Source organism: Mycobacterium sp. (assembly GCF_035274705.1).
Lineage (GTDB): Bacteria > Actinomycetota > Actinomycetes > Mycobacteriales > Mycobacteriaceae > Mycobacterium.
The window spans coordinates 1-15,435 of record NZ_DATENY010000063.1; the positions used below are offsets into that span (position 1 = coordinate 1).

The 15,435-nt window shown below is 64.0% G+C and carries 12 protein-coding genes and 1 pseudogene; 11 read left to right on the top strand and 2 right to left on the bottom strand.

Annotation, left to right across the window (positions count from 1 at the left end; genetic code table 11):
- From VJV41_RS14495 to VJV41_RS14520, 6 genes are all read left to right on the top strand, one after another.
- On the top strand, nt 1-148 hold a 148-nt coding region (locus VJV41_RS14495), incomplete at its 5' end, for an adenosylhomocysteinase (protein WP_325334988.1).
- A 10-nt stretch (nt 149-158) separates the two neighbouring features.
- Entirely contained in the window at nt 159-1,067 is a 909-nt protein-coding gene (gene purU / locus VJV41_RS14500) for a formyltetrahydrofolate deformylase (protein ID WP_325334828.1), read from the top strand.
- 14 nt (nt 1,068-1,081) lie between these two features.
- Nucleotides 1,082-2,086 carry a carbohydrate kinase family protein gene (locus VJV41_RS14505; protein ID WP_325334830.1) on the top strand — a complete coding sequence of 335 codons (1,005 nt, stop codon included), beginning with the start codon at nt 1,082-1,084 and terminating at the stop codon, nt 2,084-2,086.
- Nucleotides 2,083-2,931, top strand: a complete 849-nt coding sequence (folD, locus tag VJV41_RS14510; protein ID WP_325334832.1) for a bifunctional methylenetetrahydrofolate dehydrogenase/methenyltetrahydrofolate cyclohydrolase FolD — start codon at nt 2,083-2,085, stop codon at nt 2,929-2,931. The genes VJV41_RS14505 and folD overlap by 4 nt, the downstream gene beginning before the upstream one ends.
- An 81-nt stretch (nt 2,932-3,012) precedes the next feature.
- On the top strand, nt 3,013-3,174 hold the full coding sequence (locus VJV41_RS14515) for a hypothetical protein (protein WP_325334834.1): 162 nt from the start codon (nt 3,013-3,015) through the stop codon (nt 3,172-3,174).
- Between the two features lie 297 nt (nt 3,175-3,471).
- Complete coding sequence (locus tag VJV41_RS14520) at nt 3,472-6,462, top strand: protein kinase domain-containing protein (RefSeq protein WP_325334836.1); 2,991 nt, start codon at nt 3,472-3,474, stop codon at nt 6,460-6,462.
- Here VJV41_RS14520 and VJV41_RS14525 read toward each other — a convergent pair.
- On the bottom strand, nt 6,452-7,495 hold the full coding sequence (locus tag VJV41_RS14525) for a phosphotransferase enzyme family protein (protein WP_325334838.1): 1,044 nt from the start codon (nt 7,493-7,495) through the stop codon (nt 6,452-6,454). The two genes, VJV41_RS14520 and VJV41_RS14525, sit on opposite strands and share 11 nt — an antisense overlap.
- 423 nt (nt 7,496-7,918) lie before the next feature.
- Between VJV41_RS14525 and VJV41_RS14530 the strand changes: the two are divergent.
- From VJV41_RS14530 to VJV41_RS14540, 3 genes and pseudogenes are all read left to right on the top strand, one after another.
- Nucleotides 7,919-9,436: pseudogene (locus VJV41_RS14530) on the top strand (CocE/NonD family hydrolase).
- A gap of 54 nt (nt 9,437-9,490) precedes the next feature.
- Nucleotides 9,491-10,990 (top strand): amidohydrolase family protein, encoded by a 1,500-nt coding sequence (locus tag VJV41_RS14535; RefSeq protein ID WP_325334840.1) that lies wholly within the window; start codon nt 9,491-9,493, stop codon nt 10,988-10,990.
- A 160-nt stretch (nt 10,991-11,150) separates the two neighbouring features.
- Nucleotides 11,151-11,321 (top strand): hypothetical protein, encoded by a 171-nt coding sequence (locus VJV41_RS14540; RefSeq protein ID WP_325334842.1) that lies wholly within the window; start codon nt 11,151-11,153, stop codon nt 11,319-11,321.
- 19 nt (nt 11,322-11,340) lie between these two features.
- Here the strand turns inward: VJV41_RS14540 and VJV41_RS14545 are convergent, their stop codons facing one another.
- Nucleotides 11,341-11,955 carry a TetR/AcrR family transcriptional regulator gene (locus VJV41_RS14545; RefSeq protein WP_325334844.1) on the bottom strand — a complete coding sequence of 205 codons (615 nt, stop codon included), beginning with the start codon at nt 11,953-11,955 and terminating at the stop codon, nt 11,341-11,343.
- 435 nt (nt 11,956-12,390) lie between these two features.
- Between VJV41_RS14545 and VJV41_RS14550 the strand changes: the two genes are divergently transcribed.
- Together VJV41_RS14550 and VJV41_RS14555 are read left to right on the top strand one after the other, a co-directional pair.
- Nucleotides 12,391-13,872, top strand: a complete 1,482-nt coding sequence (locus VJV41_RS14550) for an APC family permease (protein WP_325334846.1) — start codon at nt 12,391-12,393, stop codon at nt 13,870-13,872.
- Nucleotides 13,873-14,031: 159 nt separating this feature from the next.
- The gene (locus VJV41_RS14555) at nt 14,032-15,330 is read left to right on the top strand and encodes an aspartate aminotransferase family protein (protein ID WP_325334847.1); all 1,299 of its coding nucleotides are present in this window, start codon (nt 14,032-14,034) and stop codon (nt 15,328-15,330) included.
- The last annotated feature ends 105 nt before the right edge of the window (nt 15,331-15,435 follow it).

Here is a 15,435-nt window from a genome sequence, read left to right on the forward strand (position 1 = left end):
CCGGCTGGCCAAGCACCTCGACGAGAAGGTCGCCAAGATCCACGTCGAGGCGCTCGGTGGCTCACTGACCCGGCTCACCAAAGAGCAGGCCGAATACATCGGCGTCGACGTCGACGGCCCGTACAAACCCGAGCACTACCGATACTGAGAGACCGCCAATGTCGATTACCACGGAGATGCCCCGCGCCCTGAGCGCGGGGCGGGAGGAGCAAGACCGAGACATCGGCCGGCTCGTCGTTTCTTGTCCGGACGGTCCCGGGATCGTGGCGAAGATCAGCACGTTCCTGCATCGCCGCGGTGCCAACATCGTTCAGTCCGATCAGTACTCCACCGGGCCCGTCGGAGGCCGGTTCTTCCTTCGGGTGGAGTTCCACCTTCCAGATCTGACCGACCAATTGGCCGAACTCGAACGCGATTTCGCCGCAGAAATCAACCCCGAGCTGGGCGGCACCTTCCATTTCCGCGACGCGGCAGCCGCCACCCGCGTGGCCATCTTCGTGTCACGCTACGACCATTGCCTGCTCGACCTGCTCTGGCGGACCCGCCGCGGTGAGATACCCATGGACGTCGTTCAGGTGGTCTCGAACCATTCCGATCTCGCCGCCGACGTGGCCGGTTTCGGCGTGCCCTTCGAACATGTCCCGGTGACGCGAGAAGCCAAGCAAAACGCCGAGCAGCGGCAATTGGAATTGCTGCGCGACCGGGTAGACCTGGTCGTGCTCGCCCGGTACATGCAGATCCTCTCCGCCGAATTCCTCGACCTCATCGGGGCGCCGGTGATCAATATTCACCATTCGTTTCTCCCTGCCTTCGCTGGCGCAGGGCCGTACGAGCGGGCAAAGGAACGAGGGGTGAAGTTGATCGGCGCCACCGCCCACTACGCCACCGAGGACCTCGACGAGGGCCCAATCATCGAACAGGACGTCGTCCGCGTCTCTCATCGGGCCAGCATCGCTGAGCTCAGCCGGCGCGGCGCCGACATCGAGCGCACCGTCCTCGCCCGCGCGGTTGGGTGGCACTGCGAGGACCGTGTGCTGGTCGACGGCCGAACCACCATTGTCTTCTAGAAAGGTCTGACCTCATGCCCGTTGGAACCATCGCCGTCACCGGCTCCATCGCCACTGACCATCTCATGCGGTTTCATGGACGGTTCGCAGAGCACTTCATTGACACCCACCTCGACCGGTTATCGCTGAGCTTTCTCGTGAAGGATCTCGTGGTCCGCCGCGGCGGGGTGGCGGCCAACATCTCCTTCGCCCTGGGCGTCCTTGGCCACCGGTCGATCCTGGTCGGCGCAGTCGGCCAAGATTTCGGCGACTACCGCGCCTGGCTGGAACGCCACGGCGTCGACTGCTCCCACCTGCTTGTCTCCGACACCGCCCACACCGCGCGCTTTACCTGCACCACCGACGACGACCAGTGCCAACTCGCCTCGTTCTATCCCGGTGCGATGAGCGAGGCCCCCCAGATCTCACTCGAGCCGGTCGCGAAGACGCGCCGTCTTGATTTGCTGCTCGTAGGCGCGAACGACCCCGAGGCGATGCTCGTCCACACCGAGGAGGCCAAGCGCCTGGGAATTCCCTTCGCCGCAGACCCCTCGCAGCAATTGCCGATGCTGGATCGGGACAGCGTCCGGACACTCGTGGACGGAGCGAAGTACTTGTTCACCAACGAGTACGAATGGGAATTGCTGACCCGCAAAACCGAGTGGAGCGAGCGCGACATCGCCGAGCGAGTGGGGCTACGCGTCACCACGCTGTCCAGTAAGGGCTGCGTAATCGTCGACCGCGAGGGCACGGAGGTTCACGTCGAAGCTGTCCCCGCCCGAGTCATCGTCGACCCTACCGGCGTTGGCGACGCCTTCCGCGCCGGTTTCCTCGCGGGGGTGAGCAGCGGACTGAAACTGCAGCGCGCCGCCCAGCTCGGTTCACTGATCGCCACACTGGTGCTCGAAACCTCCGGCACACAGGAATGGCAACTTGACGTCGATGACGCCGTCACCCGACTCGCGGAGACCTACGGCGCAGCTGCCGCCGGCGAGATCATGCCCGTGCTGCGCGCGTCGGAGGTGGCGCCAGTCGTATGAGCGCGACACTCATCGACGGCGCGGCGGTCGCAGAGCGGGTACGCAAACAAGTCGCTGCCGACGTCGCCGCACTCGTCACGCCACCCGGGCTCGCCACCGTCCTGGTCGGTGACGACCCCGCCTCAGCAATCTATGTGCGTAACAAGCGAAAGCGTTGCGTCGAAGCCGGGATCCGCGATGTGCACAGGCATCTGCCCGGCGACATCAGCCAGGGCGCCGCGGCCGCAGTGATCGACGAACTGGCGGCCGACCCTGATGTCACCGGCATCCTGGTGCAATTGCCTTTGCCGTCGCATCTGGATGGCGCGGCGTTGATCGACCGCATCCCGCCGAACAAGGATGTGGACGGGCTCACCGAGGCCAGCGCGGGGCGGCTCGCGCTCGGCCGTCCCGGGCTGCGCCCCTGCACTCCGGCCGGAGTGCTGGTGCTTCTCGACGAATCCGGCATCGAACTGTCTGGCGCGCACGCCGTCGTCGTCGGCCGCTCGGATCTCGTCGGAAAACCTATGGCGCAGTTACTACTACAGCGGCATGCCACAGTCACCATCTGCCATTCGCGCACGAGAGACCTAGCTGCCGTCTGCCGGGACGCGGACGTGCTCGTCGCCGCCGCCGGCGTTCCAAGGCTCATCGGCACCGACGCCGTGAAGCCTGGCGCGACGGTGATCGACGTCGGAATCCACCGAACGGACAACGGATTGTGCGGCGACGTCGACACCGCCGTCCGTGACGTCGCTGGCGCACTCACACCGGTCCCCGGTGGCGTCGGTCCCATGACTATCGCGATGCTTCTGCGAAACACCGCCGCAGCGGCATCGTCTTATTCGGGATCCAGCGGGCGATGACGACCGGGTAGGTCGATCTCCCCGGCCCTCATCAAGGGCGTCAAACCCCTGCCGATAGCCCAACTGCGCTCGGCGTTCCCCGTGCTGGGCAACGCCCTCAACCGTGGTCGCGCCAAGGGTCTGACCCGCACGCAGTTCCGCTACGCAGTCGGCAACACCCTGCCCCAAGCGGAATCCGACGCCCCATGGGAGCAGTGGGCCATCCCGACTTTCACCAATTCGACGGCCGCGGCCATTCGCTGACCATCGACCACGGGTGGCAAGACGTCGCCGACGTAGCTCTTGCCTGCTCACCGGCAAGGGCATCACGGCACCGGAGAAGACCGTGGGCACATCGAGGATTGATGGGCACCAGGGGCGTCGCCGTAGCCGTCTGAGCTCGGCGTTGGCCGATGGTGGTGGCCCAGCTACTGCGATCCGGTTCGGTCCAGGCTAGTTGACCCTTCGCAAACTTCCGGGTCGTTTGCAGGCGAGCTATGCTCGAATTCATCGCGGGAAGCCGGCGATCAGCCGCTTTGCGCGCAACAGCATCGGACAGCGATGGATAGCGATCCGTTCACGACGCAACGCGACGTCGGCACCGCCGTCGCCACGGAGTTGAGTGCGGCCGGGTTCGATGACGCGGACGAGATCGGCCGGGGTGGGTTCGGAATCGTCTACCGCTGCGTGCAGGTCGCCTTGGACCGCACAGTTGCGGTGAAAGTGCTCACAGAACTTGACGAGAACCGGGAGCGATTCCTACGCGAGCAGCGCGCGATGGCCCGGCTCACCGGACATCCCAACGTGGTAGGCGTGTTTCACGTCGGTGAAACCAAAAGCGGTTACCCGTATCTGGTGATGCCCTATTGCCCACAGGGTTCGCTGCAGGAACGGATCCGTCGCCTGGGTGTGCTGCCATGGCAGGAGGTGCTACGGCTCGGGGTGAAGATTGCCGGCGCGCTGGAGTCGTCGCATCGTCTGGGGATCGTGCACCGCGATGTCAAACCGGCGAATATTCTCACGACCGACTACGGCGAGCCGGCACTCAGCGACTTTGGCATCGCCCGCGTTACCGGAGGATTCACGACGGCGACGGGAATTTTCACCGGCTCGCCGGCCTTCACCGCCCCCGAGATCCTCAGCGGTGAGCCGCCCAGCCACGCTTCCGACGTCTATGGGCTCGGCGCTACCCTTTTCGCCGCACTTACCGGGCACGCGGCATATGAACGCCGCAGCGGCGAACGGGTGGTTGCGCAGTTCCTGCGGATCGCCACCGAGCCCGTACCAGATCTTCGGGTAAGCGGCATCCCCGATGACATCTCCGCCGTCGTCGAAAAGGCGATGGCGCGTGACCCTGCTGACCGCCCGTCGGCGAACTTGTTGGGCAGCGAACTGCGGCGGGTGCAGGCAGACCACGGCTTGCCCATCGACGACATGGCTCTGCACGCCGGATCACTGCCTGATCGGCCGGTGTCGCACGCCCTGGGCCGCCGATCCGCTGGGACGCTTCCGATGGAACTGACCAGCTTCGTCGGTCGGCGCGCCGAGCTGGCCCAGGTGAAAAAGCTGCTGTCGACGTCGCGTCTGATCACGTTGACCGGCGTCGGAGGGGTCGGCAAGACCCGGCTGGCGTTGCGGGCCGCCGCCGAGGCCGGTTTCCCCGACGGCGCACGGCTGGTGGAGCTGGGCGAGCTGCGCGACGCGTCGTTGTTGATCGAAGTTGTTGCCGCCGGTTTGGGGTTGCGTGACGAGTCCGCCAGATCGCTGCGTGAGGTGCTGGTCGACTTCCTCAGTTCCCACGAACTCCTGCTGGTCCTTGACAACTGCGAGCAGGTGGTGGATGGGGCAGCGAAACTGGCCGAGACCCTGCTGTGGGAGTGCCCGCAACTGCGGATCCTGGCCACCAGCCGCGAGCGGCTGGGGATCAATGGTGAATCGGTGTTGCAGCTTTCTCCGCTCATAGTGCCCGACGCCGATCGCGATCCGACGTTAGACGGACTGTCCGACTACGACGCCGTCGCGTTGTTCGCCGAGCGGGCCGCCGCCGCGGTGCCCGGATTTGAAGTCTCTGAGCACAACAAGACCACTGTTGCCCGGATTTGTTCGCGGGTTGAGGGGCTGCCGTTGGCCATCGAGCTGGCGGCCGCGCGGCTGCGGGCGATGTCGCCCGAACAGATCCTGGACAGGCTGGCCGACCGGTACGCCCTGCTTGCCCGGGGCAGCCGTACCGCACCGACACGACAACGAACTCTCGCGTGGAGCATCGACTGGAGTTACGACCTGTGCACGATGGCCGAGCAACGGATGTGGGCCCGGCTGTCAGTGTTCGCGGGCAGCTTCGAACTCGAAGCGGCAGAAGACATTTGCGGTGCAGACCTGGCCGAGTTAAGTGTCGATGATCTCCTGACCTCGTTGGTGGACAAGTCGATTCTGATCCGGACGGAATCCCACGGGGCAGTGCGATTTCGGCTACTTGAAACGCTTCGCGATTACGGTCGGAACAAGCTGCGCCAGACCGGCGAATACAACGAGATTCACCGCCGCCACCTGGACTGGTATCGACGGTTGGTGACCCAGGCCGCGAATGATTGGTACAGCGTGCGACAGGTCGCTTGGATCCAGCGGCTGGGCTCCGAAGAGTCCAACCTGAGGGACGCCTTGGAGTTCGGTCTTGCCGACTGTCCCGAAATTGCGCTCGAAATCGTCGGGACCTTGTACCCGTTCGGATTCGCCCGCGGGGCTCTCACCGAGACCCGCCGGTGGATAAACCGTGCGCTGGCGGCGACGAAGGCCGAGCCGACGCCAGCTCGAATACGAGCGCTCTACGGGTCAGCTTTGTCCGCCAACCTCCACGGTCTGCCGGGCGATATCCAGGCAGGTGCGGCTCGGGCCGCCGAAGCGGAGCGCCTCGTCGAGCACATGACCGATCCGTTGGCCCACGGTCTGACCGCCGTCGCAGTCGGCTACTCGGCCATGCTGGGCGGCGACTTTCAGCGCGCCATTGCACAGTTCGATAAGGCACTGGCGGCCAGTGAAGATCCGACGGTGCAAGGCGCGGCGATGTCGTTGATGGGCTGGGTCCTGGAATTTCAGGGAGATGTCGGCCGAGCGCTCGTTTGGCATGAAAAGGCCCTTGCGCTGACCGGATCGCACGGCGAATCGGTGTATCACTCGTGGATGCTGTGGTCGGTAGGGATTGGTTGGTGGCAGGAGGGAAAGCCCCAACGCGCCGAGGAACTACTCAAACAGGGCCTACGGCTGGCTCGCCTGGTCGATGACCCGCGTCACGGCGCGGCGTGTCTAGAGGCGCTGGCGTGGGTCTACGGCGCCAAGGGCGAGGCGAAGCGAGCCGTTATGTTGATGGCGGCAGCGGACAGACTGGGCGGCGCCCAGGGCGCGTCGCCGATGATCTTTCCCGACTTGACGGTATTCCACGACGATTGTGAACGTCGGACGCGAGAGGCGCTGGGCGACAAGGAATTCAACGCTGCCCGCCGAAAGGGACATTCAATGCAATTCGACGAGGCCGTTACCTTCGCCCTCAGCGTGTAGGTGACGCAGCCGAGGCGACGTACTCCGCCGCAAGCTCCACGACCACAGTCCGCACGTGCTCTAACACGAAATCCGATGTCTCGTCGCCGATCCGGTCGGCGGCCCAAGCCAGGTAGGTCAGTCCGCGGGCGAGAAGCATGGGACGCCAAATTGCGAGATCTTCGGCGGTAAGTGGCCTGGCGCTTTGATAACCGGCCAGCAGCGCCGACACAACGTCATCGAACCGGGGATGCGGCAGGTAGAAGAATGCGGCAGTCGCGAGGTCAAACAGGTAGTAGCCATCGCCGCTGTCGTCGAAGTCGATGATGGTCATCTGTCCGTGGCGGACAAGGACGTTCTCGGGCGTGAAGTCGGCGTGGATCGCACCGTACCGATCCGGCGCCCGGCCATAAGTCTCCAGTTCGCTCTCGAGCAATGACATCGCCTGATCGACAACGTCGCGACCGCGCGCACCGTCGTGAAATGCGCGCCGCGGGTCGCCCCACACTGGGGAAGCGCCGACGAGCCCACCCGCATCCCACGGCGCTCGCACCGACGCGTGCCCGCGCTCGAGCGAGCACGTCGTGTTGTGCAGGTCAGCAACGAGGGCACCGAGCTTGTGGAAGGTTGCGGTGTCAACTGATGCTTCGCCGCTGAACGCTTCTCCGACATCGCCGAGCGGCACCGTGCCGGAAACCCACTCGGACATGTCGACCTGGTGCACATCCCCGTCGTCGTCGACGACCCGGCAGAACGGTTCGCCCGCGACGGTGAGCCGTACGTGGGGAACTGCGACACCGGCGCTCTCCAGCGCGGTGACAAGTTCGAGTTCCTCGAGGATCTCGTCGTCCGTGCGGTAACCATTGCGATGAAGGCGCAGCGCATAACTGCCGCCCGGCTCGTCGACCCTGAAGACGTAGTTCTCCCGGTACTTCACGAAGGTCAAGGCCGCGTCGTGGTCGGCGGCATACCGCGTCAGGGCGCGGGCCGCTACCCGCCTTGCAGTGTCCAGATCGGCGATCATCGGGTGGCGTGTCCTATCTTCTACCAGCATCCAACGAGTTCGAGCCCGTGCGCTAGATCCATCTTTGGTTTTCGCGACCTTCGTCCTCGAACGCCGCTACGCCCGCGAGCTTGGGATCCTCGTAGAAGATCCGGGAACGCATTCATGGTGGTTCTCAATCCCGCCGACTGTGATGACGGGGATGGTAACTTGAATCACAGGACAGAATCAATACTGATTGACAACTAAGTTAACGTCTCGTACACATACACTGCGAGTCGTTTCACGAGCCGCGAGCAAGAATCCGCGGGCCGACCTTCACCCTCCTGGAGGACCATATGTCCGACACCAACCGCCCCCATTGCGAGAGGCCCCGGTAGGGTCCAGCGCGGCATCGACCGCGCCGCCGCAACGCTTCTGAAGCTGCCATCGGCCACAGGCAGCTACACAGTCACCGAAGATATTCCGGTTGAGATGCGAGACGGCGCCAAGCTGCTCGTCGATCACTACGCGCCTACCGGAATCGCGCGCGGGACGATCCTGGTGCGTTCTCCATACGGGCGTGACCAGATGCAGACCGCGTTATACGCCCGGCCGTATGCCGCACGCGGGTATCACGTCGTCCTGGCCCGGTGCCGTGGGACCTTCGGTTCCGGGGGCGAATGGGAGCCCATGGTCAACGAGGTCGACGACGGTGCGGACACCGTCGCCTGGTTGCGCCGGCAGCCATGGTTCGGTGGTCGATTCGCCACGCTAGGGGGGTCATATCTGGGATTCACCCAGTGGGCCTTGCTTCAGGATCCGCCGCCCGAGCTGGTGACCGCAATCGTTCAGGTCGCCCCGCACGACTTCGCGCGCGCCGCATACCAGGGCGGAGCTTTCACACTCAACGATTTCCTCGGCTAGCGCGAGGCGGTTGCGCACCAGGAGGAGCACGGGCTCATTCGCGGCGTGTTGCGTATGGCGACGCTCTCCAAACGCATCGAGGGGCGTCTACGCAGTTTGCCTGTGGCCGAATGCGGCGCCGACGTCATGGGAGAACGCGGCGAGTGGTTCAAGAAGTGGGTCTGCAATCGCGATCTGACCAATGGGTACTGGTCGAGGTTCCGACTGGCAGATTCGCTCGACCGAGTCGGTGTCCCGGTGCTGATCCAGACCGGCTGGCAAGACCTCTTCTTCGGGCAGGCCATCGAGCAGTACCACCGTCTGCACGAGCGCGGCGTCGATGTGGCAATGACAGTCGGCCCCTGGGGGCACCTCGACATCGAGGGCAAGGCCGCACCGATGCTGATCGCCGAGAATTTCGACTGGTTGTCGGCACATTTGAGCGGTGCGCCCCTGCAACGATCCGCGCCGGTGAAGGTGTTCGTGACGGGCGCAGATCAGTGGCAGGACCGTGCGGTGTGGCCCCCGCCGACTGCCACGAGAACGTTTCACCTCCAGCCCGCCGACAAACTGGGCGATCAGCCCTGCACGGCACCATCGTCGGCGTCGTTCACCTATGACCCGACCGAGCCCACGCCCAGTATCGGCGGTCGTCTCATGTTCGCCCAGGGCGGTTACAAAGATGACGGGGAACTGGCTGTGCGTGGCGACACCCTCGCCTTCACCAGTTCGGCGCTGGAGAATCCCCTCGAGATCGCCGGAACACCGGTAGCGCACCTTGCACATCGCAGCGAAAACCCCCACGCCGACGTCTTCGTTCGACTGTCGGATGTCGATCCCAAAGGTCGGTCAACCAACGTCAGCGAGGGCTTCGTCCGCCTCGAACCTTCCACGAGCAGTGGCGACGTGCGACTCGAACTGGATGCCGTGGCACACCGGTTCGCACCAGGACATCGAATCAGGATCATCGTCGCCGGCGGCTCATTCCCCCGATGGGAGCGCAATCTCGGCACCGGCGAAGATCCCGCCACATCTACGAAAATGGCTCCCTCGCAACGAAGTATCGACCTCACCCGCTCGCATGTGCTGCTCCCGGTTGTCTCCTGAGCGCAGCCACCCCGCTCCTCGGCAACTCGCCCGAAAATGAAAGGGCGGACACCGATGTCCTCCGACCCAGGCTCATTGACTGCGCCGCTTCCGCACCGCTACGACCGGCTCCGCATCGACGCCGCCTTCGTCTACACCGCCGATCCCGACCGTCCGGTAATCGCCGACGCTTCAGTGCTCATCGGTGACGCGACGATCCTTGCCGTGGGAACCGCCGCCGAAGTCGACGACATCGAGCGAGATCTTCCCGCCGCCAACCCGAGTCGCACCCGCCACATCGATGCGGGCGATCGGATGGTGTTGCCCGGCTTGGTCAATGACCACTGGCACGAAGCATCGGCACTGCGCGCCTATGCGGGAATGACTGTGCAGCCCGACGACTCGGACACTGCCCCAGGACCTTTCGCCGGCGGAGCCGACATGCGGCCCGTCACGGTGCTTTTCGACGAATTCCAGGGTATTGCTACGGCGATGCCGATTGAACTCGCGCACCTGGCCGCAGTGCACTCGCTCGTTTCCCAGCTTCGTTCGGGTACCACCACCGTCGCCGACTTCGGCTCCATCAACCGGCCGGACACACTGGCCGCCGCGGCATTGCAAACTGGTATCCGGACTGTTGTGACCAGCTACGGCATCGACGGCGTGTGCAGGCCGGGCGAGAATGCATTCGTTCGAACCCACGACACCGCAGAAGTTCTCGAGCGAGCCAGAGTGGTGCTCGAGCGCTACCAGCAGCACGAGTCCGGATTGCTACGGGCGATGCCGTCGGTCCTGTTCGGAATGCCGGCAAGCGACGAGCTGATGATCGGAGCGAGCGACCTTGCCGAGCGATTCGACACTCCTATCGCCACACACATCGCAACGGCCGCCACGGAGAATGCCGCCTCCCAAGACATATTCGGCCGTCGTTTCGTGGAGCGGTGGCACCGGCTGGGACTGCTGTCCCCCCGAATCATCTCCGCGCACACCGCATTCGCTGATGACGATGAGCTCGGTTGGCTCCTCGACGCAGGCGTGCACATCACACACTCACCTCAGCGATACGGAGCGACCGGCGAAAATGTGATCACGGCGACAAAGCAGGTGCTTCGCCTGTTGAGCGCGAATGCGCCGGTCTCACTGAGCACCGATGGTGATCCGTTGCCGCTGGGCGGCATGCCCGAGTCGATGAGGATGGGCTGGCTTGCCTACAACGAAGCCGCGGGCGATTCAACCAACGTCACCCCGATGCGGGCGCTTTCGATGGCGACTCTGCGTGGCGCCGAAGCGCTGCGGTGGCAAGACGAGATCGGTTCGCTCACCGTCGGCAAGAAGGCAGACCTGATCACCGTGCCCATCCACGACTTCCGCTACGTCGGGTTGCGACGCCCACTTCAAGCGTTCCTGTCCGCCGGCGGCAGTGGGGATATCGACATGGTCATCGTGGATGGACGTGTCCTCGTGGAGGATCATGCGCTCACCTTCGTCGACGAGCGCGAACTCGCGGACGCGCTCTTGAGCGCCTCGATTGAGTTCGCCCGCGCCTTGGGAGCAGAGATTCCACAAACCAAATGACGAGCGCCCGCCCAGCGCTTCGTTTCGTGAAGTGCCGACCAACGGAATATGAATGAACGCCTTGACTGCCGTCTGAACGAGTCGTAAACTAATATCACGCCCTGGGCCCAGGCGCGGCACCACTGCTACCGAGCATCGACCGTCAGGTTAGGAGCTAGCGATGTTTGCCGACTTATTCGGACCCACAGGTAATCTCGGCCAGGCATGGTTGTTCGCGACGCCCGTCGGCGTGACCCTCGGATTCCTCGTGATGGAGGCGGGACAACGGTTCGCTCGTAACTGGGAGGACCATCACGCAGCACGCGAGGAGTTTCAGCCCCAGAGATCCTGATCAGCCTGGGCGCGCCGACTCAGAGGTTGGCGACAAGGGCCTTCATGGCCGCCAGGATGTCGACCGCGGTGGCTTTACCCCGCGCAACCTCACCGAGACCCGAGCGCATGGCGCCGACGAGCAGGTCGGCAACTGCTTGAGGGGGGGCCTTGGTCTTTGCCTTACCACTTCGTTTCGCGGCCGTGAGGTCTTTGGCGATCAGCTTCGCGATGACCTGCGAGGCATGGCCACGGACCGGAGTTAGCGCTTCATCGAGCGCCGGGTCGTCGATGGAATAGAACCGACCCACAAGGGGCCGCTCGGCGACCTCCATCAGCGCGGCAGTTGCGGAGACAACATGGGTGGTGAAATCGCCTTTATCGGCATAGACAGCCGTCACCTTGTCGATCAGTTCGGTATTGATCTCCTCATACAGTTCGCGGAATAGCTCGTCGCGCCCCTGCGGAAAGTAGCTGTAGAGCGTGACTTTCGAGGCACCAGCGCGCGCGGCGATGTTTTCCACACCGGCTGATCCATAGCCGGACTCGGCGAACACTTCCAGGGCCGCGTCCAACAGCTCGCGACGGGTACGTAGTCGGTTGCGCTGACGCAACGTCAGCGGCGGTTGCCCGTCGGCTTTCGCCTTTCCAGCCACCCCTGAGCTCCTTGCATCCGACTTCTCAGTGCATTTGTGATTCTGCGACGATACCGCTGACGGTCTCGTACGCGGTTACGTACACGCTGGTCCGTGGGCAACCTCTGATGCATCGGGCTATCGACGAGGCGCACAAGGATGTCGAGAGTTGGCGCCTAACGCCATTGGGGCGGATCCTCAACGCATTGCCGTGCACCCCGATCGGCTGATCAGCACGCCATATCGGCGCGTGTCTCCGCATTTGGGGTCGTCAGCCAACGCTGCGCCGGACCGTACCGGTCCATGCCGCGGGACGGTCAATTCCAGCAGGAACGATGTATCAGTTTAAATATACTCATCGTTCATTTTTCTTCCGATACGTATTGACGCCGATCACATCGGAAAGATAATGTCGTCTTGATCACCACCCGATTGAGCAGGCAAGGAGTGCCTTCTATGCGCGACGAATTGACGCCTTCGGTCTGCGCCGACCCGCTTAAGCAGCCGGCCGTCGCACCCGTCGTCGGGCTGCGGTCAAACCTCACTGCGTGGCGCTTGATCTTGTTGGTGGTGGCGGCAGCCGCCCCGCTAGGCGCGGTCGTGGGCATCCTGCCGGTCGCGTTCGCGTTCGGCAACGGAGCTGGCCTGCCGTTCACCGTGGCACTCGTGATGGTTGTGCTGGCCCTGTTCTCGGTCGGTTACTCAGCGATGAGCCGCCAGGTTGTCTCGACCGGCGCCTTCTATGCCTACGTGAGCAGAGGCCTGGGCGGTGTCGCGGGGCTTGGTGCCGCCGCAATCGCCTTGGTGGCTTACCCCGCGATCACTTGCACGGCGCTTGCGTACTTCGGGTACTTCACCCAAGCGGCGGTGACGTCGGTCGCCGGTGGCGCGCCGTCGTGGATTTGGTTCTCCATCGGCGCTGCGATCGCCGTCGGAGTGCTCGGCTACCGCGGCATCGATCTGAGCTTTCGCGTCGTGGCCGTCCTGGTCTGCATCGAGTTCGCGGTGATCATAAGCCTGGTCGTGGCTATCGTCGGGCGGCTCGGCCTGAAAGCCCTACCCGCCGAGTCATTTTCAGTTCACCAGTTGAGCTCGGGCGCCCCGGGCGTCGCGGTGATGCTGGTATTCCTCTTGTTCGTCGGTTTCGAATCCGCGGCGTTGTATTCCGAGGAGGCTCATAATCCACGCCGCACCGTCGCACGCGCCACCTACGGAGTGGTGGCGGTGATGGGCGTCTTTTACCTGCTGGTCGCGTGGGTAACGGTCGGCGCGGTCGGCGGCGCTCACATCGTCGACGTCGCGACCACATCGACCGGCAGCCTGTATTCCGATCTGGCAGCCGGCTACCTGGCGCCCTGGGTGGGCGAGGTGATCACGGTGGCGATGGCGACCAGTATGTTCGCCACCGCGCTGGCGCTGCACAATGTCGCCAGTCGCTATGTGTTCGCGCTGGGCCGCCAACGCTGCCTACCCGCCCCGCTGGGCAGTGCCCATCCCCGCCTCGGCGGTCCGCACCGAGCCAGCCTGGTGGTGTCAGTGGTGACCACGTCGGTGGTTCTCATCGGCGCGATCGTGGGGGCAGACCCATTCGTCGGGCTCGGTACTGTCGCGGCCGGCTTGGGCACGGTGGGGGTCATGACGCTGCAATGCTTGGCCAGCCTCGCCGTGGTGGGTTACCTCCGCCGCCACGGCGGTGGATCGATGTGGGCGACAATCGTCGCACCGGTCATTGCCTTCGCGGCGATGGCGGCCGCGACGGTGCTGGCCGTCAGCCGATTCGAGATGCTTACCGGCGCAGACAATCCGGTCATCAACGCGCTGCCTGCACTCATCGCGGTCGTATTCGTGGCAGGAGCTGGTTACGGTGTGTGGCTCAAGGCGCGTCGGCCCCAGCAGTACGGAGCCGTCACCGCTCGACTCTCCTCGGAAAGCGACTAGCCAGGCACGGGATCAACCACGAGCGGTCATCGCCGAGGTCGATCGCAGCCGGCGGCGGTGACATGGTCCACAGACAACCATGTTCTCTTACTGATAGTATGTTCACTATACGATTCGTTCATCTTGTGAATTGCGTCCGGCCAGGAGTCAGGAGGGTCGATGACGACCGCCGATACGGTGACGTCTAGGGCGTTGATGGCCCGGCGTCACGCGACGTTGGGCCCGCACTCGCTGACGTTCTACAACGAGCCACTCCACTTACTCTCCGGCCAGGGGGTGTGGCTTCGGGGCGCCGATGGAGTTGACTACCTGGACGCCTATAACAATGTGCCTCACGTCGGACATTGCAATCCCGCGGTCGTCCGCGCGATCGCCGAGCAGGCGGCGCGCCTGAACGTCAACACCCGCTACCTGTTCGAGCCGATCGTCGAATACGCAGAGCGGCTGCTGGCCACCTTCGCCGACCATCTCGACAAGGTGCTGTTCACCAATAGCGGTTCGGAATCCAACGAACTCGCACTGCGCATCGCCCGACAGCACTCCGGACACAGCGGAATCATCGTCTCGGACTTCAGCTACCACGGCAACACGATCAGTCTGGCGCAGGCCACCACCGGTATTCCCGTCAAAGAACCACTCGGTGCACACGTGCGCGCGCTGGCCATTCCCGACCTCGACAACGACCCGCGACCCGAAGCCACAGTGCTGGCCGATGCTCTAGATCTAGCCAGCGCGGCGATCGCTTCATTGCAGGCCGACGGCCACGGCGTCTGCGCGCTGCTCTTTGACCCCATGTTCTCCACCGAAGGTCTGCTCCGTATCCCGACCGGATATGTCGCAGCGCTGGCCGACATGGTCCGCACGGCCGGAGGCTTGGTGATCGCCGACGAGGTGCAGTCCGGATTCGGACGCAGTGGCAGCCACTTTTGGGGTCACCAACTGGTCGACATCTCCCCCGACATCGTGACACTGGGAAAGCCGATGGGCAACGGCCATCCACTGGGCGCCGCCGTCACCACCACCGACCTGCTCCACGAATTCGGCTCCGCCAACCTGTATTTCAACACGTTCGCAGGCAACCCCGTTTCGGCCGCGGCGGGCAGCGCAGTCCTGACTGAAATGGCTGATCGGCAACTGCAGCGCAGCGCACTCGAGGTGGGCGCCCGTGCCAGAGAAGTCCTGTCAGTCATCGCACACGACTCACCACAGATCAAGTGCGTCAAAGGCACCGGACTGTTCTTCGGGCTCGAATTCAGTGATACCGAGGGAACACCCTTGCCTGAGCATGCCAAGTGGGTGGTTGAAGACATGCGTCGAAAAGGCGTACTGATAAGCACCATTGGGCCACACGCCAACGTCCTCAAGATCCGCCCACCGCTAGTGTTCGACAGTCAAAACCTCGGCACTCTGATTGACCGACTCACCGCAAGTGTCGAAGAACTCGCCAACCGCAGCTAATCGTCGTCGAACACCCGCACCGAGACGAAGTGGGCGTTGACCACCAGTGTGGTCGTGAGATCGGGACGATCCAGATTGTCGTCGATGTAGCCGGTCACCGTCGCT

Excerpts from the sequence above, each read along its gene's own strand:
- purU (WP_325334828.1), top strand. The coding sequence starts at position 159 with ATGTCGATTACCACGGAGATGCCCCGCGCCCTGAGCGCGGGGCGGGAG.
- VJV41_RS14505 (WP_325334830.1), top strand. The coding sequence starts at position 1,082 with ATGCCCGTTGGAACCATCGCCGTCACCGGCTCCATCGCCACTGACCAT.
- folD (WP_325334832.1), top strand. The coding sequence starts at position 2,083 with ATGAGCGCGACACTCATCGACGGCGCGGCGGTCGCAGAGCGGGTACGC.
- VJV41_RS14520 (WP_325334836.1), top strand. The coding sequence starts at position 3,472 with ATGGATAGCGATCCGTTCACGACGCAACGCGACGTCGGCACCGCCGTC.
- VJV41_RS14525 (WP_325334838.1), bottom strand. The coding sequence starts at position 7,495 with ATGCTGGTAGAAGATAGGACACGCCACCCGATGATCGCCGATCTGGAC.
- VJV41_RS14535 (WP_325334840.1), top strand. The coding sequence starts at position 9,491 with ATGTCCTCCGACCCAGGCTCATTGACTGCGCCGCTTCCGCACCGCTAC.
- VJV41_RS14540 (WP_325334842.1), top strand. The coding sequence starts at position 11,151 with ATGTTTGCCGACTTATTCGGACCCACAGGTAATCTCGGCCAGGCATGG.
- VJV41_RS14550 (WP_325334846.1), top strand. The coding sequence starts at position 12,391 with ATGCGCGACGAATTGACGCCTTCGGTCTGCGCCGACCCGCTTAAGCAG.
- VJV41_RS14555 (WP_325334847.1), top strand. The coding sequence starts at position 14,032 with ATGACGACCGCCGATACGGTGACGTCTAGGGCGTTGATGGCCCGGCGT.